The sequence below is a fragment of the Streptomyces sp. SAI-170 genome (genome assembly GCF_049739565.1).
Lineage (GTDB): Bacteria > Actinomycetota > Actinomycetes > Streptomycetales > Streptomycetaceae > Streptomyces.
In genome coordinates, this window is sequence record NZ_JBMGQD010000001.1 from 6,972,320 (window position 1) to 6,995,153 (window position 22,834).

The following is a 22,834-nucleotide window of genomic DNA, read 5'->3' on the forward strand; positions in this document are numbered from 1 at the left end:
GGGCCGGACAGACCAAGGCGCGGGTGGGCGGACTCAGACTCCGGCCGCCCGCGCCTTTTCAAACACCTCGGCGGCCACCGCCTTCAGCTCCTGCGCGTCGCGCACCGAGCCCTGCAGATCGACCAGGATCTCCTCCAGGCCGACCTCGGCATGCGCGGCCAGATCCTCGACGATCTGGTCGGCGCTGCCCTGGAAGGGCTGCCGGTCGGCGGCGTCGTAGGGCTTGGGGGAGTAGCGGGTGTTGACCCGCAGCACGCTGCGCAGCGGCTCGGTGCGGCCGCGCTCGGCGGCGAGGTCCTGCAGCTCGCGCCACTGCGCGGCCAGCGCCTCGGCGCCCATGGCCACCGGCAGCCAGCCGTCGGCCCGGTCCACCAGCCGGCGGCGCGCCTTGGGGCTGAGGCCGGGCAGCAGGATCGGTATCGGCCGGGCGGGCTTGGGTCCGACCACGGCCGACGCGATCTTCGTGATGTCGCCGTCGTACGACACCGGGTCCGGGCCCCACACCGCGCGGCACACGTCGATCAGCTCGTCCAGCACCCGGCCCCGCTCCTCGAAGGGCCGCACCGAAGCCGCCGCGTACTCGTCGAGCGACCAGCCGGTGCCCAGGCCCGCCACCACCCGGCCGCCGCTCGCCGCGTCCAGCGTGGCCAGGGCCTTGGCGAGCTGGAAGGGTATGTGCAGCGGCGCCACCAGCACGCTGGTGCCCAGCCGGGCCCGCTCGGTGGCGGCCGCGGCCAGGGTGAGCGTCGTCAGCGGCTCGGCCACGCCGCGGTAGAAGTCGGGCCAGGGCAGGCCCGGTATGCCGTACAGCCCCTGGGTGGCGGGCTCGGGGAACAGCGCGCGCTCGAAGACCCACAGGCTGGTGTAGCCGATGCCCTCCGCGGTGCGGGCCACGTCGGGCACGTCCCTGCCGAGGTCGAAGTGGCGCATCTGGGGCAGTCCGAGGCCGAGCGGTGTCGCCATGCGTGAGCTCCTCGTGATCGCTGACATTGGATCAACGTCGCATGGTCACAGGGAGTTCCAGCGTCCCCGAGGCGGCTCGCCGAGGCCGGATCAGTCGGGCAGGGGCGTGAGCAGCATCCGCCCCGCGAAGCCCACGGCCGCGTCCAGTCGCTCGGTGAACTCCCCTGCCAGGTCCGGGAGTCGGCGCAGGGCCCACAGGGCGCGGGCCGCGGCCCAGGTGGCGTCCCGGGCGCGTTCCAGGCTCCAGGAGCCGAGGAGATGGGTGAGCGGGTCGGCGATCTGGAGCAGGTCGGGGCCCGGCATCAGATCCTCGCGGATGTGCTCCTCCAGCGACACGAGCAGGTCGCCCACCCGGTCGAACTCGTCCTCCAGTTCGCCCGGTTCGCACCCGAGGCTGTGACAGGCGTCCACCACGGCGAGGGCGAGATCGTGACCGATGTGGGCGTTGATGCCGGCGAGCGCGAACTGCAGCGGACGTACGCCGGGATGGCGGCGGAACTGGAACAGCGGCCGCCAGCAGGCGGGCGGGCGGCCGTCGGACGCGGCCGCGTCCACCGCGGACAGGTACCGCTCGGCGAACCGCACGTCCAGCGTGATCGCGGCTCTCGGGTCGGCGAACCGGCCCGCGTCCACCTGCCGGTCCACCGCCTCGGTGACGGCCAGGTAGACACGGTTGAAGACCGCGACCCCGTCCCGTGCGGGAAGGGCCGCGTCCAGCGCGCGCATCCGGGAGACGACCGCGTCGACGGGGGTGGTGAACTGTTCCAACTGCGCCATGGGGGCAGGGTCCCAGTCCCGGCCCGACCGCAGGGGCGGCGGGCCCGACGCTTCCCCAGAACGGGGGAACGCTACGGCTTGGCGGGCCGCTCGTCCTCGTCGTACGACGACGTGCCCTCGTCCAGGAGCGGCTCCTGCGCCTTCAGGTGCGCCGGGGCGAAGGCGCGCAGCGCGTGGTAGCCGGTGATGACGACGATCGTGCCGAGGGCGATGCCGCTGAGCGAGAAGGTGTCGGTGAACTCCATGGTGACGTTGCCGACGCCGATGATGATGCCCGCGGCGGCCGGGACGAGGTTCAGCGGGTTGCGCAGGTCGACCTTGGCGTTGAGCCAGATCTGGGCGCCGAGCAGGCCGATCATGCCGTAGAGGATGACCGTGATGCCGCCGAGCACACCGCCCGGGATGGCGGCGACGACCGCGCCGAACTTGGGGCAGAGGCCGAAGAGGAGGGCGAAGCCGGCGGCGGCCCAGTAGGCGGCGGTGGAGTAGACGCGGGTCGCGGCCATCACGCCGATGTTCTCGGAGTAGGTGGTGTTGGGCGGGCCGCCCACCGCGGTGGAGAGCATCGAGGCGACGCCGTCGGCGGAGATCGCCGTGCCCAGCTTGTCGTCGAGCTTGTCACCGGTCATCTCGCCGACCGCCTTGACGTGTCCGGCGTTCTCGGCGACCAGCGCGATCACGACCGGCAGTGCGACGAGGATCGCCGACCACTCAAAGCTCGGTCCGTGCAGGTCGGGCAGGCCGATCCAGTCGGCCTGGGAGACGGCGGAGAAGTCCAGGCGCCAGTGGTCGGTGACCTTGCCGCTGCCGTCCGCGGAGTGGATCCGGCCGAAGACCCGGTCGAAGGCCCAGGAGATGCCGTAGCCGAAGACCAGGCCCAGGAAGATCGCGATCCGGGACCAGAAACCGCGCAGACAGACGACCGCCAGGCCGGTGAACAGCATCACCAGCAGGGCCGTCCACTGGTCCTGCGGCCAGTAGGTGGAGGCGGTGACCGGGGCGAGGTTGAAGCCGATCAGCATCACGACCGCGCCGGTGACGATCGGCGGCATGGCCGCGTGGATGATCCGCGCCCCGAACCGCTGCACCGCGAGACCCACCAGGAACAGCGCCACGCCGACCACGAACACCGCGCCGGTCACGGTCGCGCTGGTGCCGCCCTGGGCCCGGATCACCGCGGCGACGCCCACGAACGACAGCGAGCAGCCGAGGTAGCTGGGCACCCGGCCGCGGGTGGCGAGCAGGAACACCACCGTCGCGACGCCGGACATCATGATCGCGAGGTTGGGGTCCAGGCCCATCAGGACCGGTGCGACGAAGGACGCCCCGAACATCGCGACCACGTGCTGGGCGCCGAGGCCGACCGTGCGCGGCCAGGACAGCCGCTCGTCGGGCCGGACCACCGCGCCGGGGGCCGGGGTGCGTCCGTCGCCGTGCAGTTTCCAGCGGACGCCGAGATCCATGGGGTTTCGCTTTCGTCGTACGGGTGGGTGCCGCGGACCATTGTCCCTGCCAGAAGGGCATGCTGAGCGCCCGCTTAGGATGGGGTCGTTGAACTATTGACCACAGGAGCCGCACCGTGACCGCCGAAGCACTGCCCATCCCCGCCCTGTCGTACGGCCGGCTCGTCCCCGTCACTGTCCACTTCGACGACCTGGACGCGCTCGGCCTGCTGCACAACGCCCGCTATCCGCTGATGGTCGAGCGGGCCTGGGCCGCGCTCTGCCAGGACCACGGCTTCCGCTTCGAGGGCGACTGGGCCGCCGCCGGTGACGCCTGCAACGCCGTCAAGGAGCTGCGGATCAGCTACGAGGCTCCGGTGACGCGGCCCGGCGAGTACGCCGTCCACCTGTGGCTGGAGCGACTCGGCAACACCGGCCTGACCTACGGCTTCCGGTTCTGCTCGGCCGACGGCGCCACGACGTACGCCCACGGCAGCCGGGTGCTGGTCCGGCTGGACGCCGACACGCTGCGCCCGGCGCCGTGGAGCGAGGGGTTCAGGACCGCGGGTCGGGCACTGCTGCGTCCGTCGGACGGCTGACCTTCGGCCGGTCCCGGTCGCCCGCCCGCAGAACCCCCGCGAACACGGCGAGTCCGCAGGCCAGCAGGGTGACCAGGCCGAACGACACCACCAGGCTGGTCGCCTGGGCCAGTCCGCCGATCGCGCTGGGGGCGACCAGGCCCGAGGTGTAGGTGATGGTGGCGACACCCGCGATGGCCTGGCTGGGGTTCGGGCCGCTGCGGCCCGCGGCGGCGAAGCACAGCGGCACGACCACCGCGATGCCGAGGCCCATCAGCGCGAACCCGGCCATCGCCGTCGCCGGGTTCGGTGCGGCGACGATGAGCAGTCCGCCGAGCGCGGCGAGGACACCGCCTGCGCGGACCGTGCGCACTGAGCCGAAACGGTCCACCACCTTGTCGCCCGCGATCCGGGCCACGGCCATGGTGAGCGTGAAGCCGGTGGTGCACGCCGCCGCCAGACCCGCCGAGGTCTCCAGCTCGTCGCGCAGATAGACCGCCGACCAGTCCAGGCTGGCCCCCTCGGCGAACACCGCGCAGAAGCCGACCGCGCCGATCAGCAGCGCCGACTTCGGCGGCAGCGCGAACCGCGGCGGCGGCTCCTCGTCCTCGGCCGGCTGGAGGTCCAGCACCCAGCCGCACGCGGCCACGCCGAGCACGGTCAGGACCGCGGCCGCCAGGAGGTGGTGCAGGCGTGCGTCGGCGCCCAGGTGCGCGGCGAGCGTGCCCGCGGCCGAGCCGATCAGGGCGCCCGCGCTCCACATGCCGTGCAGCCCGGACATGATCGAGCGGCCCAGCCGGTTCTCGACCTCGACGCCGAGGGCGTTCATCGCCACGTCCGCCATGCCCGACGTGGCGCCGTAGACGAACAGCGCCGCGCACAGGGTGAGCAGGTTCGGGGAGAGCGCGGGCAGGACGAGGGACAGCGTCCACAGGGCGATCAGGCCGCGCAGGGCGTTGCGGGCGCCGAAGGTGTGGCTGACCCGGCCCGCCAGCGGCATCGCGAGCGACGCGCCCAGCGCCGGGAACGCGAGCGCGAGACCGAGCTGCCCCGCGCTCACCCCGGCGTGGTCCTGGATCCAGGGCACCCGGGTCGCGAACGAGCCGGTCACCGCGCCGTGCACAGCGAACACGGCGGCCACGGCGTACCGGGCCCGCCGCACATCGCGCTGCTCGTAGGACACTGCCTCCATTTTCCCGCCCCTCCCGGACCCTGCAGCCCCGCTGTGCCGGTGCCTCTGCTTCGGTGTGGCCGTAAACTATCAGGAACCCTGCCTGATAGATAGCGGATAAGATGCGCCCATGCCCGCATCACCGAGCACCGCCCGGGCCATCAACGACCGGCTCGCCCTGCGGCTGCTGCAGCAGGAGGGCCCGCTGACGGCGGCCCAGCTGAAGCAGCTGACCGGACTGTCCCGGCCGACGGTCGCCGACCTCGTCGAGCGGCTGACCGCCGCCGGGCTCATCGCGGTCGTCGGAGAGGCGGGGGAGCAGCGCCGCGGCCCGAACGCCAAGCTGTACGGCATCGTCGCCGAGCGCGCCCGTCTCGCCGCCCTCGACGTGCGCACGGAGGGCGTCTCCGTGGTCGTCTCCGACCTGGTGGGGCGGGTGCTCGCCGAGGCGTCCGCGCCGATCGCGGGCGAGGCGGGGACCGGCCCCGCCGTGGAGCAGGCCGTCGCGCTGGTCGAGCGGGCCGCCAAGGAGGCCGGGGCGCAGGAGCTGCACACCGTCGGCATCGGCGCGCCCGGCCTGATCGACCCCGCGACCGGTGAACTCCGCGATTCCACCGGGCTGCCCGCCTGGCACCGCCGCCTCGTGGCCGCCCTCCAGGAACGGCTCCCCGCGGCCCGGGTGACCGTCGAGAACGAGACCAACCTCGCCGCCCTGGCCGAGCAGCGCGAGGGCGCCGCCCGCGACCGCGACACGTTCGTCCTGCTCTGGCTGGGCGCAGGCACCGGCGCGGCCGTCGTCCTGGACGGCCGCCTGCGCCGCGGCGCCTCCGGCGGCACGGGCGAGATCGGCTTCCTCCCGGTGCCGGGTACGGACGCGCTTCCCTCGGCCACGGACTGCGAGGGCGGGTTCCATTCCCTGGCCGGGGCTCAGGCGATCGAACGCCTCGCGGGGGAGTGCGGGGTGAGGGCGCGGGCCGTGGGCGAGGAACTCCCGGCTGCGGCGGCGGTCCGGGCGGCTGTGGCGGACCCGGCGGCTGCCTCCTTCCTGGACGCCCTCGCCGGCCGGCTCGCCATCGGGGTCGCCTCCGTCGTCGCCGTACTGGACCCGGGGTGTGTCGTGCTCGGCGGGGAGGTCGGCCGGGCCGGGGGCGAGGCGCTGGCCCGGCGGGTGGAGGAGCGGATCCGGCGGATGTCCCCGCTGGAGACGGAGGTCAGGGCCGGCGCCCTCGGCGGGAGCGCCGTCCTGCGCGGAGCCCTGCTGACCGCCCGGGACCGCGCGCAGGACGAGCTGTTCGGGCCGGACCGGCCCTGAGCGCGCGGCTCAGGCGCGGAAGCGTCGCTCCAGGTACTCCTCGAACGTGCCCTTGCCCACCGCCAGCTCCGGCGTGAGGTGGCCGCCTGCTCGGAAGGCGCGGTACGCCGCGCCCCACAGCGGCACCCTCACCAGTGGGCGGCGCCGGCCGGTCGCCGACAGGTAGGCGCGGGCCAGGGAGTCCAGGGAGCGCACCTCGGGGCCGCCCATGTCCGGGACGCGTCCCGCGGGAGCGCCCACGGCCAGCTCGGCGAGACGGCCCGCGACCTCGGCCACCTCGATCGGCTGGTCGCTCACCCCGGCCGGCAGCAGCATGAACGGAAGCTTGGCGAGCGGCTGGAAGACCTGCACCAGCAGGTCGTGGAACTGGGTGGTGCGCAGGGTCGTCCAGCCGAGGCCCGACTGCTCCACCAGGCGCTCCACCGCCAGCTTGGTCTTGTAGTAGCCGAACGGCACCCGGTCCACCCCGACGATGGAGATGTAGACCAGGTGCCCGACGCCCGCCCGCCGCGCCGCCTCCACGAGGTTCGCCGCCGCCCGCTCGTCCCCGCCGCGCGGCGTGCTCGCGCAGTGCACGACCGTGTCCACGCCCGCCAAGGCCGCGTCCAGCGCGCTGCCGCCCTCCCTGAGGTCCACGGCGTACGGCCGGCTGTGCCGGCTGAGCACCCGCACCTCGTGCCCGTCCGCGCGCAGCCGCTCGGTGACGAGCCTGCCGAGCACTCCGGTGCCGCCGGTCACCAGGATCGTGGTCATGCTGTTCAGCCCCTTCGGACGCCGGGCGCTCCCGAGTGGAACGCCCTTCGCCAGCTGAGACCGCGCGGCCCCCGCGGAATGTGACAGCCGACGGGGGCGACTTTCAGGGACGCCCGAGCTGGCGCTGCGCGAACTCCAGCTTGTCCGGGTTCAGCACGGTCCGTCCCTCGGTGATCAGCCCGTCGCGCAGCTCGAAGGAGGACACGCCGATGAGCCGGTCGCCGTCCCAGGCGAGCAGCGCGCTGCTGCCGTTGACCTCGGCCAGGGTGAAGCGCACCCCGTCCAGATAGCGCTCGGCGACGCCCAGCAGGAAGCGCAGGACCTTGTCGCGGCCCTCGATTCGCCTGCGGGCCGCGCTGACCTTGCCGCCGCCGTCGCTGACCCAGGTGACATCGGCGGCGAGGAGTTTCTCCAGGCCCGCCAGATCGCCCTCGCGGGCGGCGTTGAGGAAAGAGGCGACGAGCTCCTCCCGGCGCCGAGGCTCGGGGGCGAAGCGGGGCTCGTCGGCGGCCACCCGCTGCGCCGCGCGGCGGTAGAGCTGGCGGCAGTTGGCCTCGCTGAGATCGAGCACGCCCGCGATCTCCCGGTGCCCGTACCCGAACGCCTCGCGCAGCACGTACACCGCCCGCTCGGTCGGCGTCAGCCGCTCCAGCAGCACCAGCATCGCCAGCGACACGGCGTCGCGCTGCTCGGCGGACTCCAGCGGCCCGAGCGTGCCGTCGGAGGTGACGACCGGCTCGGGCAGCCAGGGCCCGGCATAGGTCTCGCGCCGCGCCCGGGCCGAGGTCAGCCGGGTGAGGCAGAGATTGGTGACGACCTTGGCGAGCCAGGCCCCAAGGTTCTCGATCCCGGCACGGTCGGCCCCGCTGAACCTCAGCCAGGCGTCCTGGACGGCGTCCTCCGCCTCGTCGGCGGAGCCGAGCAGGCGGTAGGCGAGGCCGAACAGCCGGGGGCGGTGCGTCTGGAACTCGTCGGCGAGCGCGGCGGCAGTCGTCATGCTCTCACCCTGCCAGACCCCTGCGCCGGGACGGCGTTGGGGAGACCCGGCGGCGGGCAAGGGCCGTCGTCACCGCCGCCGGGCCCGTCATCGAGGGTGGCTAGCAGGAACCGAGGTCCTGCCACACACCCCACTCGCCGGTGGTGCCGGGCTCCTCGCCCTTCGTCCACCACTTGGCCTTCCACGAGTGCCCCTTGTGGGAGACCTGAGTACCGCCGCCGTACTCCGTCGTCGCGCTCCACGCGGGCGCGGTGCAGGCACCTGGCGTCGGAGTCGGGGTCGGCGTCGGGGTCGGGTTCGTCGGGTCGGGGGAGGGGCTGGTGCCCGTGCCCGGCTCCACCACCGTCGTGCCGCGCGCCAGGTTGCCGGCCAGCTGGTACGTCGTACCGGCGATGGTCACCGTCCAGTTCCACGGCGTGGACACCGGCAGGTAGTAGTTGAACGACAGCTCCACCGACGCGCCCGGCGCCAGCGACTGCCAGCTCGGCAGCTTCAGCGACACCCGGTGGAAGTCGCCCTTCAGCCCGCCCACGTTGGACCCGGTGTGGTCGCTGCTGATCACCTTCGTGCCGAAGCCCGACTGGTCGGAGGCGTTGCCCGGTGCCGCGGTGGAGTAGTCGAACTGGAACTCCGTACCGCCCGGCAGGGTCGTCCTCGTGTTGTTGGTGATCTTCACCTTGGGCGTGATCGGGTAGTTGGAGTCGCCCAGCTTGAAGTCGCCGAACTCCACGCCGATGTCGACGGCCTTGGCGGGCAGCGCCTTGTTGGACACCTTCGCACCGTACGGCGCGGCCGACCTGAACTTGTCGTACATCAGCGAGGTGAGCGTCGAGCCGGGCTCGTACTGGCCCTTCGCCGCGTTCCAGGCGTAGTCGCCCGCCAGCTCCCACACCATCGTGCCGCCGATGCCGCGGTCGACGACGTAGTCGGCCTTCGCGGCCACCGACTGCTCGTCCTCGGTGGACAGGAACACCTTCTTCTCGGCGTTCCACAGCCACGGCGCGACCAGGGTGGAGTCGTACTTACGGGCGTAGGTGCCGGTCAGCTTGGTGCCGGCCGGGAAGCCGTACTTGGCCAGGTAGTCCCCGGCGACGCCCTTCTCCAGGTTCTTGGCGTGCCACATCGGGTTGGAACCGGCCGGCGACTCCTGGCCGTTGGTGTCCTTGTCGTGCCACAGGTTGTCGATGCCGACCGCGCCGTCACCGCACTTGGTCAGCCCGGACCCGGCCGGGCAGGTCGTCGCGGCCGCCTTGCCCCACAGGCCGTCCGTGCCGCCCTGGACGTTCTTGAAACCGCGTGTGTAGTACGGCAGGCCGATGTTGATGCGGCCGGCCGGCATCGAGCCGCGGAAGTAGTGGTAGGCCCAGTCGGTGTTGAGGTAGCCGATGCCGCCGTACTGCTGGCTGCCGTAGACGCCCGCCGCGGCGAGCTCGGCGTCCTTGCCGTCGTCGAACAGGGAGGCGTTCGGGCCGACGTACTCGTTCCAGGCGCCGTGCAGGTCGTACGACATGATGTTGACGTAGTCCAGGTACTTCTGGACCTGGAAGGTCTCCATGCCGCGCAGCAGATAGCCGGACGAAGGCGCCGCCACCGAGAGGAGGTAGTGCTTGCCGTCGGCCGCGCCCGCGCGGTCGAGCTTCTCGCGCAGGGTCTTCATCAGGGCCGCGTAGCCCTTGACCAGGCCGGCCCGGCGGGCGTTGGAGAGCGACCAGTCGAGCGGGTTGCCCGCGTCCTTCATGGTCGTCGGGTACTCGTAGTCGATGTCGACGCCGTTGAAGCCGTACTTCCTGATGAAGTCGACGGCCGAGGCCGCGAAGGTGTCGATGCCCGCCTGGTTCACCGAGCCGTCGGCGTTGGTGGCCATCGAGTAGAAGCCGCCCGAGTTCACGCGCGAGCCGTCGTCGGCGAAGTAGCCGCCGGTCTCCGCCCAACCGCCGACCGAGATCAGCGTCTTGACGTTCGGGTGCTGCTTCTTGAACTTGTTCAGCAGGTTGAAGTGGCCCTTGTAGGTGTACGCCGGGTCCATCTCGGCGCCCGCCACGCCCGGCCAGGTCATCCCGGTCGCCGCGTTGTTCGCGCCGTCCGTGCCCACGGAGAGCTTGTTGGAGCCGTCGATGTGGGCGAAGGCGTAGTTGAGGTGGGTGACCTTGTCCCAGGGGATGTCGGAGGCGAGATAGGCGGGCGTGCCGTCCTTGCCGGTCCGCCAGCCGGTGAAGTAGCCGATGACCCGGCGCTGATGGTCGGCGCCCATCTTCTCGCGCCCGTCGGCGTCGTAGACGGAGCAGTAGGGGACGTCGACGCCGGGCGTCCGGTAGAGGCCGTCGGGGCGACAGGAGTCCTGGTCGGCGGCGTGCGAGACGGTCGCCGGAAGACCGGCCAGCAGGAGACCGGCGACCGCGCCGGCGGCGGTGAGCAGTGCGGGTCTGGCGCGATTGCGTGCGGGGGACAGCAATTCGGCTCCTCTCCAAGGAAGTTGCGCAGACCCTAGGGAGGACTAGACCAATGCGTCAATAGGTATGGACCAATCTCGGGGCGGTGGCCGGCCGACCGGTTCTCGTCATGTTCATGTGAGCCACTCCACAGGGTTCACCCGCATGGACGAGTACCGTCCGTGGCACACTGGCCCTGTACCAGTAGCAGCGCACTCCGGGGTCGGTGAAAGTCCGAACCGGCGGTTACAGTCCGCGACCCGGTCGCCTCCAGCGGCCGGTTGACCAGGTGAAATTCCTGGACCGACGGTTAAAGTCCGGATGGGAGGCAGTGCGCGGCGGGCGAGCACATCCGTGCGCGCCGCCGTACCGGTTCGCCCTAGCGGCGAGCCCTGTCCGGCGTCGCCCCCGGTGTCCTTGCTCGTCCTTTCTGTCGTCATCGACAGCCCCGGAGTCCGTGCCCGAAGAGGCAGGAGGACCCGGGAAGTGTTCACCGGAATCGTCGAAGAGCTGGGCGAGATCACCGCCGTCGAGACCCTCGACGACGCCTGTCGCTTCCGGCTGCGCGGACCCGTCGTCACCGAGGGCGCGAAGCACGGCGACTCCATCGCCGTGAACGGCGTCTGCCTCACGGTCGTCGACCACGAGGGCGACGAGTTCACCGCCGACGTCATGGCCGAGACCCTCAAGCGCTCCAGCCTGGGCGTCCTCACCGTCGGCTCCCGCGTCAACCTGGAACGCCCCACCGCCGTCGGCGCCCGCCTCGGCGGCCACATCGTGCAGGGCCACGTCGACGGCACCGGCTCCGTCCTGGAGCGGACCCCCTCCGAGCACTGGGAGATCGTGAAGATCTCCCTCCCCGCGGACCTCGCCCGCTACGTCGTGGAGAAGGGCTCCATCACGGTCGACGGCATCAGCCTCACCGTCGTGGAGGCCGGGCCCGACTACTTCACCGTCAGCCTCATCCCGACGACCCTCGCCCTGACCACGCTCGGCATCAAGCAGCCCGGCGACCCGGTCAACCTCGAGGTCGATGTCATCGCCAAGTACGTCGAGCGGCTGCTCACCACCGGTCAGGGGGAACCGAAGTGAACTGGCTGAACTCCGAGGCGTTCGTCCTGCTCGACCAGCACATCATCTGGTCGGACATGATCGGCAACATCTTCGGCCTGATCGCCCTCACCCTCGGCTGGCGCCGCTCGGTGTGGACCTGGCCCGTGCAGTTCCTCGCCGGTCTGATCCTCTTCGTCGCCTTCTACGGCCATCTCACCGGCAGCGCCGGCAAGCAGGTCGTCGTCATGCTCGTCGCCCTCTACGGCTGGTGGCAGTGGCAGCGCGGCACGGGCCGGGGCGAGGACGGCCAGATCTCCGTGCGCTTCGCCAACTGGCGCGAGCGCGGCGCGATGATCGCCGCGGCCGCCGCGGGCACCGTCGCGGTGGCGCTGCTGTTCAAGGCCTACCCGAGCCTGTCCTGGGACCCCTGGCCCGACGCCTACATCTTCGTCGGCACCATCGTCGCCATGTACGCCCAGGCCAAGGGCATGGTCGAGTTCTGGTTCGCCTGGCTGCTCGTCGACGTCGTGGGCGTCCCCCTGAACTTCGCCAACGGCTACGCCTTCTCCGGCTTCGTCTACGTCATCTACGGCGCGCTCGTCCTGTGGGGCATGCGCGACTGGTGGCTGCGCTCCCGCAAGGGTCCGCAGCCCGCCCTGGAAGGAGCGCCCGCATGAGCACGGCACCTGTCCTGTACTCGACCGACGACCTCGACGACTTCGCGCTCGATCCGATCGAGCAGGCCATCGCCGACATCGCCGCCGGCCGCCCGGTCGTCGTGGTCGACGACGAGGACCGCGAGAACGAGGGCGACCTCGTCGTCGCCGCCGAGCATGTGACGCCCGAGATCGTCGCGTTCATGATGAGCGAGTGCCGCGGTCTGATCTGCGCCCCCATGGAGGGCGACGAACTGGACCGGCTCCAGCTCCCGCAGATGGTCGCCGACAACACCGAGCAGATGAAGACGGCGTTCACCGTCTCCGTCGACGCCTCAGGCGCCCACGGCGTGACCACCGGCATCTCCGCCGCCGACCGCGCGACCACGCTCCAGCTCCTGGCGAGCGGCACCGCCCAGGCCGACGACTTCGTGCGCCCCGGCCACATCTTCCCGCTGCGCGCCAAGCCCGGCGGCGTGCTCACCCGCAACGGCCACACCGAGGCCGCCGTCGACCTCGCCCGCCTCGCGGGCCTGCGCCCGGCGGGCGCGATCGTCGAGATCGCCGGCGAGGACGGCCGTATGCTGCGCCTGCCCGAGCTGATCCCCTTCGCCCGCAAGCACGGCCTGACGATCATCTCCATCGAGGACCTGATCGCCTACCGCCGCTCCAGCGAGCCCACCGTCCGCCGCGAGGCCGAGACCCGGCTGCCCACCGCCCACGGCACCTTCACGGCGTACGGCTACCGCTCCACCGTCGACGGCGTCGAGCACGTCGCCCTCGTCCACGGCGAGATCGGCGACGGTGAGAACGTCCTCGTCCGGGTCCACTCCGAATGCCTCACCGGCGACGTCTTCGGCTCCCTGCGCTGCGACTGCGGCCCCCAGCTGGACGCCTCCCTGGAGCGCATCCAGGCCGAGGGCCGGGGCGTGGTCGTCTACCTGCGCGGACACGAGGGGCGCGGCATCGGGCTGCTGTCCAAGCTGCGCGCCTACGAACTCCAGGAGCGCGGCCGCGACACCCTGGACGCCAACCTGGAACTCGGCCTGCCCGCCGACGCCCGCGACTACGGGGCGGGCGCGCAGATGCTCAAGGACCTCGGGGTGCGCAGCGTCCGGCTGCTGACCAACAACCCCGACAAGAGCGACGCGCTCGTCCGCCACGGCGTCGCCGTCACCGAGCGCGAGCCGATGCCCGTCACCGCGGGCGAGCACAACCTCCGCTACCTGCGCACCAAGCGGGACCGGATGGGCCACGACCTGCCCTGGCTGGAGACGGCTCCCGTCACCACCACCTGCGGCAACCAGTAAGAGACCACCGAGGAGACAAGAGAACGTGAGCGGCAAGGGCGCACCGGAACTGTCCGTACGCAACGTGGGTGACCTGCGGGTCGCCGTCATCGCGGCGCAGTGGCACGAGAAGGTGATGGACGGACTGGTGGACGGCGCGCTGCGCGCCCTGCACGACCTGGGCATCGACGAGCCGACCCTGCTCAGGGTCCCCGGCAGCTGGGAACTGCCGGTCGTCGCCAAGGTGCTCGCCGGACGCGGCTACGACGCGATCGTCGCGCTCGGCGTCGTCATCCGCGGCGGCACCCCCCACTTCGACTACGTGTGCCAGGGCGTCACCCAGGGCCTGACCCAGGTCTCCGTCGAGACCGGCGTGCCCGTCGGCATGGGCGTGCTCACCTGTGACACCGAGGAGCAGGCCCTGGACCGGGCGGGCCTGGAGGGCTCGAACGAGGACAAGGGGCACGAGGCGGTCACCGCCGCCGTGGCCACCGCGGCCACCCTGCGTTCAGTATCTGAACCGTGGCGCTGAGCGGGGCCGGGGACCGCGTAGGGTAAGGACCACCATGTCCAAGAAGACGTTCGAGGAGCTCTTCACCGAGCTCCAGCACAAGGCCGCCCACGGCGATCCCGCCACCTCCCGCACCGCGGAACTGGTGGACAAGGGCGTCCATGCCATCGGCAAGAAGGTCGTCGAAGAGGCCGCAGAGGTCTGGATGGCCGCCGAGTACGAGGGCAAGGAGGCAGCCGCCGAGGAGATCTCGCAGCTGCTGTACCACGTCCAGGTGATGATGGTCGCCCGCGGCATCAGCCTCGACGACGTCTACGCCCACCTGTAAGCCCCACCGCACCGATCCCGTCGTACGTACCTCACGCAAAGGAAGCCGACCTCATGCTGCGCATCGCCGTCCCCAACAAGGGTTCCCTCTCCGGCCCTGCGGCGGACATGCTGCATGAGGCCGGCTACCAGCAGCGCCGGGAGTCCAAGGAGCTGCGGATCGTCGACCCGGAGAACGAGGTCGAGTTCTTCTACCTCCGCCCCCGCGACATCGCGATCTACGTCTCCTCCGGCAAGCTCGACATCGGCATCACCGGCCGCGACCTGCTGATCGACTCGGCCGCCGACGCCGAGGAGATCCTGCCGCTGGGCTTCGCCCGCTCCACGTTCCGCTTCGCCGCCAAGCCGGGCACGGCGGACACCCTGGAGGACCTCAAGGGCAAGACGGTCGCCACCTCCTACGAGGGCATCGTCGCCGGCCACCTCGCCGACCACGGCATCGACGCCTCCGTCGTGCACCTCGACGGCGCCGTCGAGACCGCCATCGAGCTCGGTGTCGCCGAGGTCATCGCGGACGTCGTCGAGACCGGCACCTCGCTGCGCAACGCCGGCCTGGAGGTCTTCGGCGAGCCGATCATGAAGTCCGAGGCGCTGGTCGTCCGCCGCACCGGCGCCGACGCCGACGACCCCAAGGTCCAGCAGTTCCTGCGCCGACTTCAGGGAGTCCTCGTCGCCCGGACGTACGTGATGATGGACTACGACATCCGCGCCGAGCACCTGGAAGCGGCCGTCGCCATCACCCCTGGCCTGGAGGGCCCGACCGTCTCCCCGCTGCACAACGAGGGCTGGGTCGCCGTGCGCGCCATGGTCCCCACCAAGGAGGCGCAGCGGATCATGGACGACCTGTACGCCATCGGCGCGCGGGCCATCCTCACCACCGCCATCCACGCCTGCCGTCTCTGAGAGGGCCGCGGCACGATGTCGGACCTTCCCTCCCTGCCCGTCACCTTCCGGCCGAGCCGCACCCGCGCGGTGCTGCTCGGCGCGGCCGCGGCGATCTTCGTGGTCGTCTCGGCGGTCGCGCTGCTGCTGGACCGCCTCGGTCCCGGTGAGCGGCTCAGCTTCGTCTTCACCGCGGCCCTGTTCGCCGGTGGCCTGCTGATGCTGGCCCGGCCCAGGGTCGTCGCCGACGAGACCGGCGTCACCGTCGTCAATTTCGCCAGTACCCGGCGCCTGGAATGGGCCGAGATCGTCCAGGTGAACCTGCGCGTCGGCGACCCGTGGGTGTTCCTCGACCTCACCGACGGCACCAGCCTGCCCGCCATCGGCATCCAGCCCGGCATCGCCAAGGAGCAGGCCATCGCCCACGCCCGCGCCCTGCGCGCCCTGGTCGAGGCCCGCTCAGGGGACCCTCGCACCTGATGGAGCCGTTCCCCCTGACGTAGTCGGCCATGTCTTGATTAATCTGGTGACGGAGGCGTACCGAACGCGCCTCCGCCCCTGGAGTGCCGCACGGCGGCGCACAGGGGCTCCTGCTACTTGAGGAGTGACTCCCTCCAGCGATGGACGGATCGTCCTGTAGTACCTGCGCCGCCCCCGGCCCCCGCGCACGGGCGGCGGCATCATGACCACCCCCCTGCTGCTTCTGGCAGCCGCTTTCGTGCTCATCCTGGCCAACGGCTTCTTCGTGGCCGCCGAGTTCGGCCTGGTGACGGTCGAGCGGCCCGAGGCGGAGAAGGCCGCCGCCGAGGGTGACCGCCGCGCCCGTACGGTCGTGGAGTCGCTGAAGGAGCTGTCCTTCCAGCTCTCCGGCACCCAGCTCGGCATCACCATCACCTCCCTCGTGGTCGGCATGCTCGCCGAGCCCGCGCTGGCCGAGCTGCTCGACGGCCCGGTCACCTTGCTGGGTGTCCCCGAGGGCGCCGTGTCCGGTGTGGCCGTGATCATCGGCATGCTGCTGGCCTCCGCGGTGCAGATGGTCGTCGGAGAGCTGGTGCCCAAGAACTGGGCCGTGTCCCGGCCCCTGCAGGTCGCGCGCTTCGTCGCCGGCCCCCAGCACCGGTTCGCCCTGCTGTTCCGGCCGGTGATCGCCGCGCTGAACGCGGTCGCCAACCGGCTGGTGCGCGCCCTGGGCGTGGAACCCGCCGAGGAGCTGGCCTCCGCCCGCACCCCCGGCGAGCTGGTGTCGCTGGCCCAGCACTCCGCGCAGGCCGGTGCCCTGGAGCAGGACACCGCCGACCTGTTCGTGCGCACCCTGTCGCTGGCCGAGCTGACCGCCCAGCATGTGATGACCCCGCGCGTGAAGGTGAGCGCGCTGCAGTCGTCGGCGACCGCCGAGGACGTCGTCAACCTCACCCGCGCCACGGGCCTGTCCCGCTTCCCCGTCTACCGGGAGAAGATCGACGAAATCGTCGGCATGGCACACCTCAAGGACGCCCTCGCGGTGCCCGTGCACGACCGACTGCGCACCCCGGTCGCCCGCATCGCCCGGCCCGCGCTGCTCGTCCCCGAGACGCTGCCGGTCCAGCCGCTGCTCGCCCGGCTGCGCAGCGAGCAGCCCATCGCCGTCGTCGTCGACGAGTACGGCGGCACCGCCGGGGTCGTCACCCTGGAGGACATCGTCGAGGAGATCGTCGGCGAGGTCCGCGACGAGCACGACGGCCACGACACCCCCGAGCTGGCGCCCGCCCCCGCCGAGGACGGCAGGCCCGCCTGGGACGTCGACGGCAGCTGCCGCGTCGACACCCTCGCGCGCATAGGCCTGGAGGTCCCCGAGGGGCCGTACGAGACCGTCGCCGGACTCGTCGCCGACCTGCTCGGCCGCATCCCGGCCGCCGGTGACCGCGCCGAGCTGCCCGGCTGGCGGCTCTCCGTGCGCCGGGTCGGCCACTACCGCGCCGAGCGCGTCCGCCTGGTGCGGACCTCCGCCGTGCGGGAGGCCGCCCGATGAGCGTCCTGCAACTGCTGTTCGCCGCGCTGCTGGTGCTCGCGAACGGCTTCTTCGTCGGCGCCGAGTTCGCCCTGGTCTCCGTACGCCGCAGCCAGATCGAACCGCTCGGCACCACCCGCGCCCGCCAGGTGCTGTACGGCCTGGAGCGGCTGCCGCGGATGATGGCCGCCGCCCAGTTCGGCATCACCATCTGCTCCCTGACCCTGGGCGCGGTCGCCGAGCCGACCGTGGCGCAGCTGCTGGAGCCGGTCTTCGAGTGGATCCATATGCCGCACGGCATGGTCCACCCGCTCGGCTACGTCATCGCGCTCGCGGCCGTGGTCTTCTTCCACCTCGTCATCGGCGAGATGGTCCCGAAGAACCTCGCCATGGCGGCCCCCGAGAAGACCGCGCTGTGGCTCGCCCCCGGCCTGGTCGCCTTCGCCCGGGTGTGCGGGCCCGTCACCCACGCCCTCGGCGCCTGTGCCCAGGCCGTGCTGAGGCTCTTCCGGGTGGAGCCCAGGGACGAGGTCGAGGCGGTCTTCACCAGCGTCCAGCTGGGCCGGCTCGTCGAGGACTCCGGCCAGGCCGGTCTCCTCGGCCCCGAGGAGCAGGAGCGTCTGGAAGACGCCCTGGAGCTGGGCTCGCGCCCGGTGACGGACGTGCTGCTGCGCCGCGAGTCGCTGGTCACGGTCGGCCCGTCGGTCACCCCGGGCCGGATCGTGGAGCTGACGGCACGCACCGGCTACTCCCGCTTCCCGGTCGCCGCGGACAACGGCGCCTTCATGGGCTACGTCCACATCAAGGACGTCCTCGACCTGGAGCACTCCGACCGGGCCGTCCCGCAGCACGTCTGGCGCCATATGACGACCCTGCGCTCGGACCTGCCCCTGGACGACGCCCTCACGGTCATGCGCCGCGCGGGCACCCACCTCGCCCAGGTCGCGGACGCGTCGGGCCGGGTCCTCGGCCTGGTCGCCCTGGAGGACGTACTGGAACTGATCGTCGGCGAGGTCCGCGACCCGGCGCACCGGGAACAGGCCCCGCCGGAGGTACGAGTCAGCGAGCCGCGGACCAGCGGTGCCCCGGAAGAGGCGCTCGCGACCTAGTTCAGAGCGCGGAGGGATCCTGCGGCCCACGCCCCGACAGCACCTCACCGTAGGCCTGCATCAGGTCGGGCAGCCGCAGGGTCGCCAGGTCGTCCCTGCTCAGCGTTCCGGGATAGGCGGACAGCCGCAGATCCCGGTACGCGCAGCTCTTCTCGTACAGGGTGCGCAGGAACCGCCCGTTGCCCAGTTCGTCGATCCAGCCCTGGTCGACGACGTGCCCGGCGATGGAGCGCAGCTCCTCCAGCGCCTCCTCGTCCCAGGCGTCGCCGTTCTCGGCGGCCAGCACCTCGCCGATCGCGGTGAGTTCGAGGGGGCGGTAGGAGGGGAAGTCGACGCGCGTGGTGAAACGGGAGGACAGGCCCGGGTTGGCGGCGAGGAGGCGGTCCATGCCCTCCGGGTAGCCGGCCAGGATCACCACCAGGTGGTCGCGGTTGTCCTCGGCCCGCTTCAGCAGGACCTGGAGGGCCTCGTCGCCGTAGGCGTCGCCCTTGCCGTAGCCGGAGTTGGACAGCGAGTAGGCCTCGTCGACGAAGAGGACGCCGCCGAGCGCGGAGTCGATGAGCTCATTGGCCTTCACCGCGGTCTGACCCAGATACTCGCCGACCAGGTCGGCCCGCTGGGCCTCCACGAGATGGTCGCCGCCGAGCAGGCCGAGGGCGTAGAAGACGCGGCCGAGGATGCGGGCGACGGTGGTCTTGCCGGTGCCGGAGGGGCCGGAGAAGACGAAATGCCGTTTCGGCGGCTGGACGGGCAGCCCCTGACCGGCCCGCAGCCGGGCCATGTTCAGCTGCGCCGACAGCGCCTTGACCTGGCGCTTGACCGGCTCCAGGCCCACCATGCGCTCGAGCTCGGCGAGCGCCTCGTCGAGTAACCCGGGGTCCGTCGGCCCGGCGGGCAGTGACGCGGACTGCACGGCCGTCTTCTCCCGCACCGCCGGATCGCTCACCGACGGCATCGGCGCGGCGGGCGGCGGCAGCTCGGGCTCGGGCAGCCGCAGATCACGGCCGTCGACGCCGAACAGCGGATCGAGTACGTCGATCCCGTCGACGCTGTCCTGCCCGGCACCGGCGAGGCTGATCGCCGCGAGGTCGGCGGACTCGTCGTAGCCGTCGCCCTCGGAGATGGCCGCGAGCCGGGCGGCGGTGTCCATGAACGCGGGGTCGACCCGGTGCACGGCCCGGTACAGCGGCAGCGCGGCCGCCGAACGGCCGGTGCCCTCGTGCGCCCGGGCCAGCCAGTAGCGCAGCTCCTTGCGCTGCGGCTGCTCGCTGCGACAGCGCATCAGCGCCGCCGACAGCAGCGGCTCGGCCTGCCCGTACATCTCCAGGCGGACCCGGGCCATGCCGCCGAACAGCCCGGCCTCGATGCCGAGCAGGGAATCGTCGAGGAGCGGGTCGGTGTGCCGTACGAGCTGCTCCCAGTCCTTGACCAGATAGGAGCGGCAGGCGTGCAGGAAGCGCACCTGCGGGTCGGTGTCCACCGGCGGCAGTCCGGCGAGCGCCCGGTCCAGTTCGGGCACATGCCGGCCGTCGAGCCAGTGCGAGGCGTGCGCGAGCAGCAGATCGCGGGGGCTCTCCAGCACCGGCTGCACCCACCAGCCCAGCCAGTACCAGGAGTTCAGGGCGCGCGCGTGCCGGGAACGCTGCTCGCCGAACCGGTCGCGGTGCCGGAACATCCGCAGCAGCGCGGTCGTGGTGTCGACGCGCAGCGCGTGCAGTCCCAGCCAGCCGTCCGCCATGCCGGGGTCGATCCGCACCGCGGTGCGGAACTCCTCCTCGGCCTGCGGATAGGCGCCCATCGTGTAGGCGTCGACCCCGCGCAGCCAGGCGAGGTCGGCCGGGGCCTCGGGGCCCTGCGTGCCGAAGTCCATCCCGTCCCCCACAAGCCGTGCCCCCGCTGGTTCACCGCCGGGCCGTCACCCGCGGCCGCACCGCTCGAACCGCCGCGCCGCGGACCGGAGTTGCCGGTGTGCGGCGCCCGCTCGAAGGTCGCGCCGAGGGCATCGTACCTGCGCGGGCGGTGCCCGCCGAAGGGTGCGGCAGGGGCCGTTCGGGGAGGCGGGAGCGGAGGCCGACGGCTCCACTTCGGTGACCGAGGGTGAGCGCGCGGCGTCCCACGGCGCTCGCCGAAGCGGGCCCGGACAGAACGAAGCCCCCGGTCACGGGGGAACAACCGGGGGCTTCGCGTCAGTGGGTCGCCCTGGTAGGGGGCACATTGAGAACGTAAGACCTGTACGGCCCCTCGGTCAAGCGGAGTTGAGGCACTCCTGGAAGTTCCCGCGCGACGGTCTTCACAGCCCCACCACATTGTCTACAGTCGCTCACGGAGCGTCACTTCGACGTCTCGGCTGCGCGCCCCGGGAGCACCTCGTACCCCTCTGGCACCTGTCGCACCAGGAGATTCGCGTACGGCTCCGAGGGGTCCTCGGCGAAGTGCCGCGCCTCCGCCCGGACCCACCCGTCCCAGAACGCGCGCTGCTCCTCACCGTCCCGGTCCCGCCCGCGCGCCCACGCCGTCTCCCGGGGCATCCGCATCCACATCAGCCGCGCCAGATACGGCCGTAGCGCCCGGCGTCCCGCGCCGACGCCCTCGATCAGCACGACGTCCGCCGGCGGCAGCGTCCGCGGCGGCCCGAAGTGCCGGGCCCGCCAGTCGTAGGGCCGGTACACGGCCGACTCGCCGCGCCCGAGCGGCTCGACGACCTCCTCCATCAGCCGGCCCGTCCACGCGAACAGCTCCTCGTGCGTGGCGATGTCGTCCAGGCGCAGCACAGGCGCTCCGCTGAGCTCTGCGGCGAGACGCCCGGCGAAGGTGGACTTGCCGGACCCGGCGTGCCCGTCGACGGCGATCAGCCGGACGGGGCCGAGGGAGGGGGGCAGGGCCCGGAGCTGACGGGCGAGTAGGGGGAGGGAGAGAGGACGTGTCGGGGAGTGCACGTGCCCATCATCCCCGTGGTCGCCGATCGTCGCGGGCTGCGGGTGTTCGTGGGTTGCTCGCGCAGCCCCCTGGGGACGTGCCCCCCAGGGGCGCGGGGAACTGCGCGACCAGCCACGGACCACCCGCAGTCGACCACGCACGATCAGCCCGGGCGTCAGTGGTCGACACCAATATTGGTCGCCGCGGCATGCCCCGAGGTGCTGGATGGACCAGGGCCCCTGCGGCCATAGTTGGCGCACGCAGCCACCCGACGAGGACACCTGGGGGTCACACACCCATGAGCAGAGTCGAACAGCCGTCGCGCAGAACCGTCCTGGCCGCGGTGGTCGCCGCCGCGGTCACCGCCGGCGCGGCCCCGGCGGCGGGCGACACGAACGCCGCACCCCACGAGGAGGCCGTCCTCGCACGACTCGTCGACAACCGCGCCTGGACGACGTTCACCGACTGGCGTTCCGGAACGGCCCGCGGCACCCGCCCCGTCGCCGGTGTCCGCCCCGGCCTCGTGATCGACAGCCCGGCCGGCACCACCGACTACACCGACCCGCACACCGGCACCACCGCCGCCTGGGAGTACGCCACCTGGACCTCGCCCGTCCACACCCTGGCGGTCCCCGCGACCGAGGTGATCGCCTCCTGGAACGCGGCCACCCCGGCCGGCACCTGGATCGAGATCGAGCTCAAGGGCACCTACTCGGACGGCACGGACACGCCCTGGTACGTCATGGGCCGCTGGGCCTCGGGCGACCGGGACATCCGGCGGACCTCGGTCGACGACCAGAGCGACGGCAAGAGCAGCATCTGGACGGACACCTTCGCCATCGACGACGCCTCCACCGGCCTGCGCCTGACCTCGTACCGCCTGCGCCTCACCCTCCACCGCCGCCCCGGCAACAAGGCGACGCCCACCGTCTGGCGGCTCGGCGCGATGGGCTCCGACGTCCCCGACCGCTTCACCGTGCCGGCCTCCGCGCCGGGCCTGGCGAAGGAACTCGGCGTCCCGCGCTACTCGCAGGAGGTCCACAAGGGCCAGTACCCCGAGTACGACAACGGTGGCGAGGCCTGGTGCAGCCCCACCTCCTCGCAGATGATCATCGAGTACTGGGGCGGCCGGCTCACCGACGAGCAACTGTCCTGGGTCGACCCCTCCTACGCCGACCCGCAGGTGTGCCACGCGGCCCGCCACACCTACGACTTCCAGTACGCCGGCTGCGGCAACTGGCCCTTCAACGCCGCCTATGCCGCCACCTTCCGCGGCCTGCAGGGCGTGGTCACCCGGCTGCACTCCCTCACCGACCTGGAGACCCTGATCGCCGCGGGCATCCCGGCCATAACGTCCCAGTCCTTCCGCGCCGAGGAGCTGACCGGCGCCGGATACGGGACCTCGGGGCATCTGATGACGGTCATCGGCTTCACCGCCGACGGTGACGTGATCGCCAACGACCCGGCCTCGGACGACAACGAGGCGGTGCGCCGGGTCTACAAGCGGCGCGAGTGGGAGAACATCTGGCTGCGCACCAAGCGGTACGACGCGAACGGCAAGGTCAGAAGCGGCACCGGGGGCGTCTGTTACCTCTACTTCCCGGCCCGTCCGAGCCTCCAGCAGCGCCGCGCGCTGGCGGCGGTGGGGGTGCGCTGACCGCAGGGCCCTCCGGGGCGGCTGT

General features: G+C 72.1%; 21 protein-coding genes and 1 riboswitch. Of the genes, 12 read left to right on the top strand and 9 right to left on the bottom strand.

Features of this window, described 5'->3' with window-relative positions; genetic code table 11:
* Positions 1-33: 33 nt before the first annotated feature.
* The 3 genes from RKD23_RS31400 to RKD23_RS31410 form a co-directional block, all read right to left on the bottom strand.
* Entirely contained in the window at positions 34-963 is a 930-nt protein-coding gene (locus RKD23_RS31400; protein ID WP_424856747.1) for an LLM class F420-dependent oxidoreductase, read from the bottom strand.
* 90 nt (positions 964-1,053) lie between these two features.
* Entirely contained in the window at positions 1,054-1,740 is a 687-nt protein-coding gene (locus tag RKD23_RS31405) for a DUF5995 family protein (protein WP_424856748.1), read from the bottom strand.
* 71 nt (positions 1,741-1,811) lie between these two features.
* A complete protein-coding gene (locus tag RKD23_RS31410; RefSeq protein WP_424856749.1) occupies positions 1,812-3,203 on the bottom strand; it encodes a uracil-xanthine permease family protein in 1,392 nt (463 codons plus the stop codon).
* Between the two features lie 116 nt (positions 3,204-3,319).
* Between RKD23_RS31410 and RKD23_RS31415 the strand changes: the two genes are divergently transcribed.
* Entirely contained in the window at positions 3,320-3,781 is a 462-nt protein-coding gene (locus RKD23_RS31415) for an acyl-CoA thioesterase (protein ID WP_424856750.1), read from the top strand.
* On the opposite strand, the gene RKD23_RS31420 is transcribed toward RKD23_RS31415, so the two are convergent.
* Positions 3,738-4,952 (bottom strand): MFS transporter, encoded by a 1,215-nt coding sequence (locus RKD23_RS31420; protein WP_424856751.1) that lies wholly within the window; start codon positions 4,950-4,952, stop codon positions 3,738-3,740. The genes RKD23_RS31415 and RKD23_RS31420 overlap by 44 nt on opposite strands.
* 109 nt (positions 4,953-5,061) lie before the next feature.
* On the opposite strand from RKD23_RS31420, the gene RKD23_RS31425 reads away from it, so the two are divergent.
* Positions 5,062-6,243: an ROK family transcriptional regulator gene (locus RKD23_RS31425; protein ID WP_424856752.1), complete on the top strand. Its 1,182-nt coding sequence runs from the start codon at positions 5,062-5,064 to the stop codon at positions 6,241-6,243.
* A 9-nt stretch (positions 6,244-6,252) separates the two neighbouring features.
* Here the strand turns inward: RKD23_RS31425 and RKD23_RS31430 are convergent, their stop codons facing one another.
* From RKD23_RS31430 to RKD23_RS31440, 3 genes are all read right to left on the bottom strand, one after another.
* Positions 6,253-6,996, bottom strand: a complete 744-nt coding sequence (locus RKD23_RS31430; protein WP_424856753.1) for an SDR family oxidoreductase — start codon at positions 6,994-6,996, stop codon at positions 6,253-6,255.
* Between the two features lie 103 nt (positions 6,997-7,099).
* On the bottom strand, positions 7,100-7,993 hold the full coding sequence (locus tag RKD23_RS31435) for an RNA polymerase sigma-70 factor (protein ID WP_424856754.1): 894 nt from the start codon (positions 7,991-7,993) through the stop codon (positions 7,100-7,102).
* A gap of 100 nt (positions 7,994-8,093) precedes the next feature.
* Positions 8,094-10,445, bottom strand: a complete 2,352-nt coding sequence (locus tag RKD23_RS31440) for a chitinase C-terminal domain-containing protein (protein WP_424856755.1) — start codon at positions 10,443-10,445, stop codon at positions 8,094-8,096.
* A gap of 185 nt (positions 10,446-10,630) precedes the next feature.
* Positions 10,631-10,761: riboswitch (FMN riboswitch) on the top strand.
* Positions 10,762-10,908: 147 nt separating this feature from the next.
* On the opposite strand from RKD23_RS31440, the gene RKD23_RS31445 reads away from it, so the two are divergent.
* From RKD23_RS31445 to RKD23_RS31485, 9 genes are all read left to right on the top strand, one after another.
* The gene (locus RKD23_RS31445; RefSeq protein ID WP_424856756.1) at positions 10,909-11,514 is read left to right on the top strand and encodes a riboflavin synthase; all 606 of its coding nucleotides are present in this window, start codon (positions 10,909-10,911) and stop codon (positions 11,512-11,514) included.
* A complete protein-coding gene (gene pnuC / locus RKD23_RS31450; protein WP_404043217.1) occupies positions 11,511-12,152 on the top strand; it encodes a nicotinamide riboside transporter PnuC in 642 nt (213 codons plus the stop codon). Before RKD23_RS31445 ends, pnuC begins: the two co-directional genes overlap by 4 nt.
* Positions 12,149-13,441 carry a bifunctional 3,4-dihydroxy-2-butanone-4-phosphate synthase/GTP cyclohydrolase II gene (locus RKD23_RS31455; protein WP_424856757.1) on the top strand — a complete coding sequence of 431 codons (1,293 nt, stop codon included), beginning with the start codon at positions 12,149-12,151 and terminating at the stop codon, positions 13,439-13,441. The genes pnuC and RKD23_RS31455 overlap by 4 nt, the downstream gene beginning before the upstream one ends.
* 25 nt (positions 13,442-13,466) lie before the next feature.
* Entirely contained in the window at positions 13,467-13,952 is a 486-nt protein-coding gene (gene ribH, locus RKD23_RS31460; protein ID WP_424856758.1) for a 6,7-dimethyl-8-ribityllumazine synthase, read from the top strand.
* 34 nt (positions 13,953-13,986) lie between these two features.
* Complete coding sequence (locus tag RKD23_RS31465; RefSeq protein WP_004990764.1) at positions 13,987-14,259, top strand: phosphoribosyl-ATP diphosphatase; 273 nt, start codon at positions 13,987-13,989, stop codon at positions 14,257-14,259.
* Positions 14,260-14,312: 53 nt separating this feature from the next.
* Positions 14,313-15,161: an ATP phosphoribosyltransferase gene (gene hisG / locus RKD23_RS31470; protein ID WP_404043221.1), complete on the top strand. Its 849-nt coding sequence runs from the start codon at positions 14,313-14,315 to the stop codon at positions 15,159-15,161.
* 15 nt (positions 15,162-15,176) lie between these two features.
* Positions 15,177-15,620: a PH domain-containing protein gene (locus RKD23_RS31475; protein ID WP_424856759.1), complete on the top strand. Its 444-nt coding sequence runs from the start codon at positions 15,177-15,179 to the stop codon at positions 15,618-15,620.
* 202 nt (positions 15,621-15,822) lie between these two features.
* Positions 15,823-17,148 (top strand): hemolysin family protein, encoded by a 1,326-nt coding sequence (locus RKD23_RS31480; RefSeq protein WP_424856760.1) that lies wholly within the window; start codon positions 15,823-15,825, stop codon positions 17,146-17,148.
* Positions 17,145-18,236 carry a hemolysin family protein gene (locus tag RKD23_RS31485; RefSeq protein ID WP_424856761.1) on the top strand — a complete coding sequence of 364 codons (1,092 nt, stop codon included), beginning with the start codon at positions 17,145-17,147 and terminating at the stop codon, positions 18,234-18,236. Before RKD23_RS31480 ends, RKD23_RS31485 begins: the two co-directional genes overlap by 4 nt.
* A 1-nt stretch (position 18,237) precedes the next feature.
* On the opposite strand, the gene RKD23_RS31490 is transcribed toward RKD23_RS31485, so the two are convergent.
* Together RKD23_RS31490 and RKD23_RS31495 are read right to left on the bottom strand one after the other, a co-directional pair.
* Positions 18,238-20,106 (bottom strand): AAA family ATPase, encoded by a 1,869-nt coding sequence (locus tag RKD23_RS31490; protein ID WP_424856762.1) that lies wholly within the window; start codon positions 20,104-20,106, stop codon positions 18,238-18,240.
* 460 nt (positions 20,107-20,566) lie between these two features.
* Positions 20,567-21,172: a uridine kinase family protein gene (locus RKD23_RS31495; protein WP_424856763.1), complete on the bottom strand. Its 606-nt coding sequence runs from the start codon at positions 21,170-21,172 to the stop codon at positions 20,567-20,569.
* Positions 21,173-21,450: 278 nt separating this feature from the next.
* Here RKD23_RS31495 and RKD23_RS31500 point away from each other — a divergent pair, with 278 nt between their 5' ends.
* A complete protein-coding gene (locus RKD23_RS31500; protein ID WP_424856764.1) occupies positions 21,451-22,809 on the top strand; it encodes a peptidase C39 family protein in 1,359 nt (452 codons plus the stop codon).
* The last annotated feature ends 25 nt before the right edge of the window (positions 22,810-22,834 follow it).

Bases quoted from the DNA above. Each gene is read 5' to 3' on its own strand.
- RKD23_RS31480 (WP_424856760.1), top strand. From the start codon at position 15,823: ATGACCACCCCCCTGCTGCTTCTGGCAGCCGCTTTCGTGCTCATCCTG.
- RKD23_RS31425 (WP_424856752.1), top strand. From the start codon at position 5,062: ATGCCCGCATCACCGAGCACCGCCCGGGCCATCAACGACCGGCTCGCC.
- hisG (WP_404043221.1), top strand. From the start codon at position 14,313: ATGCTGCGCATCGCCGTCCCCAACAAGGGTTCCCTCTCCGGCCCTGCG.
- RKD23_RS31455 (WP_424856757.1), top strand. From the start codon at position 12,149: ATGAGCACGGCACCTGTCCTGTACTCGACCGACGACCTCGACGACTTC.
- RKD23_RS31405 (WP_424856748.1), bottom strand. From the start codon at position 1,740: ATGGCGCAGTTGGAACAGTTCACCACCCCCGTCGACGCGGTCGTCTCC.
- RKD23_RS31465 (WP_004990764.1), top strand. From the start codon at position 13,987: ATGTCCAAGAAGACGTTCGAGGAGCTCTTCACCGAGCTCCAGCACAAG.
- RKD23_RS31430 (WP_424856753.1), bottom strand. From the start codon at position 6,996: ATGACCACGATCCTGGTGACCGGCGGCACCGGAGTGCTCGGCAGGCTC.
- RKD23_RS31485 (WP_424856761.1), top strand. From the start codon at position 17,145: ATGAGCGTCCTGCAACTGCTGTTCGCCGCGCTGCTGGTGCTCGCGAAC.
- RKD23_RS31410 (WP_424856749.1), bottom strand. From the start codon at position 3,203: ATGGATCTCGGCGTCCGCTGGAAACTGCACGGCGACGGACGCACCCCG.
- RKD23_RS31400 (WP_424856747.1), bottom strand. From the start codon at position 963: ATGGCGACACCGCTCGGCCTCGGACTGCCCCAGATGCGCCACTTCGAC.
- RKD23_RS31435 (WP_424856754.1), bottom strand. From the start codon at position 7,993: ATGACGACTGCCGCCGCGCTCGCCGACGAGTTCCAGACGCACCGCCCC.
- RKD23_RS31420 (WP_424856751.1), bottom strand. From the start codon at position 4,952: ATGGAGGCAGTGTCCTACGAGCAGCGCGATGTGCGGCGGGCCCGGTAC.
- RKD23_RS31500 (WP_424856764.1), top strand. From the start codon at position 21,451: ATGAGCAGAGTCGAACAGCCGTCGCGCAGAACCGTCCTGGCCGCGGTG.
- RKD23_RS31490 (WP_424856762.1), bottom strand. From the start codon at position 20,106: ATGGACTTCGGCACGCAGGGCCCCGAGGCCCCGGCCGACCTCGCCTGG.
- RKD23_RS31475 (WP_424856759.1), top strand. From the start codon at position 15,177: ATGTCGGACCTTCCCTCCCTGCCCGTCACCTTCCGGCCGAGCCGCACC.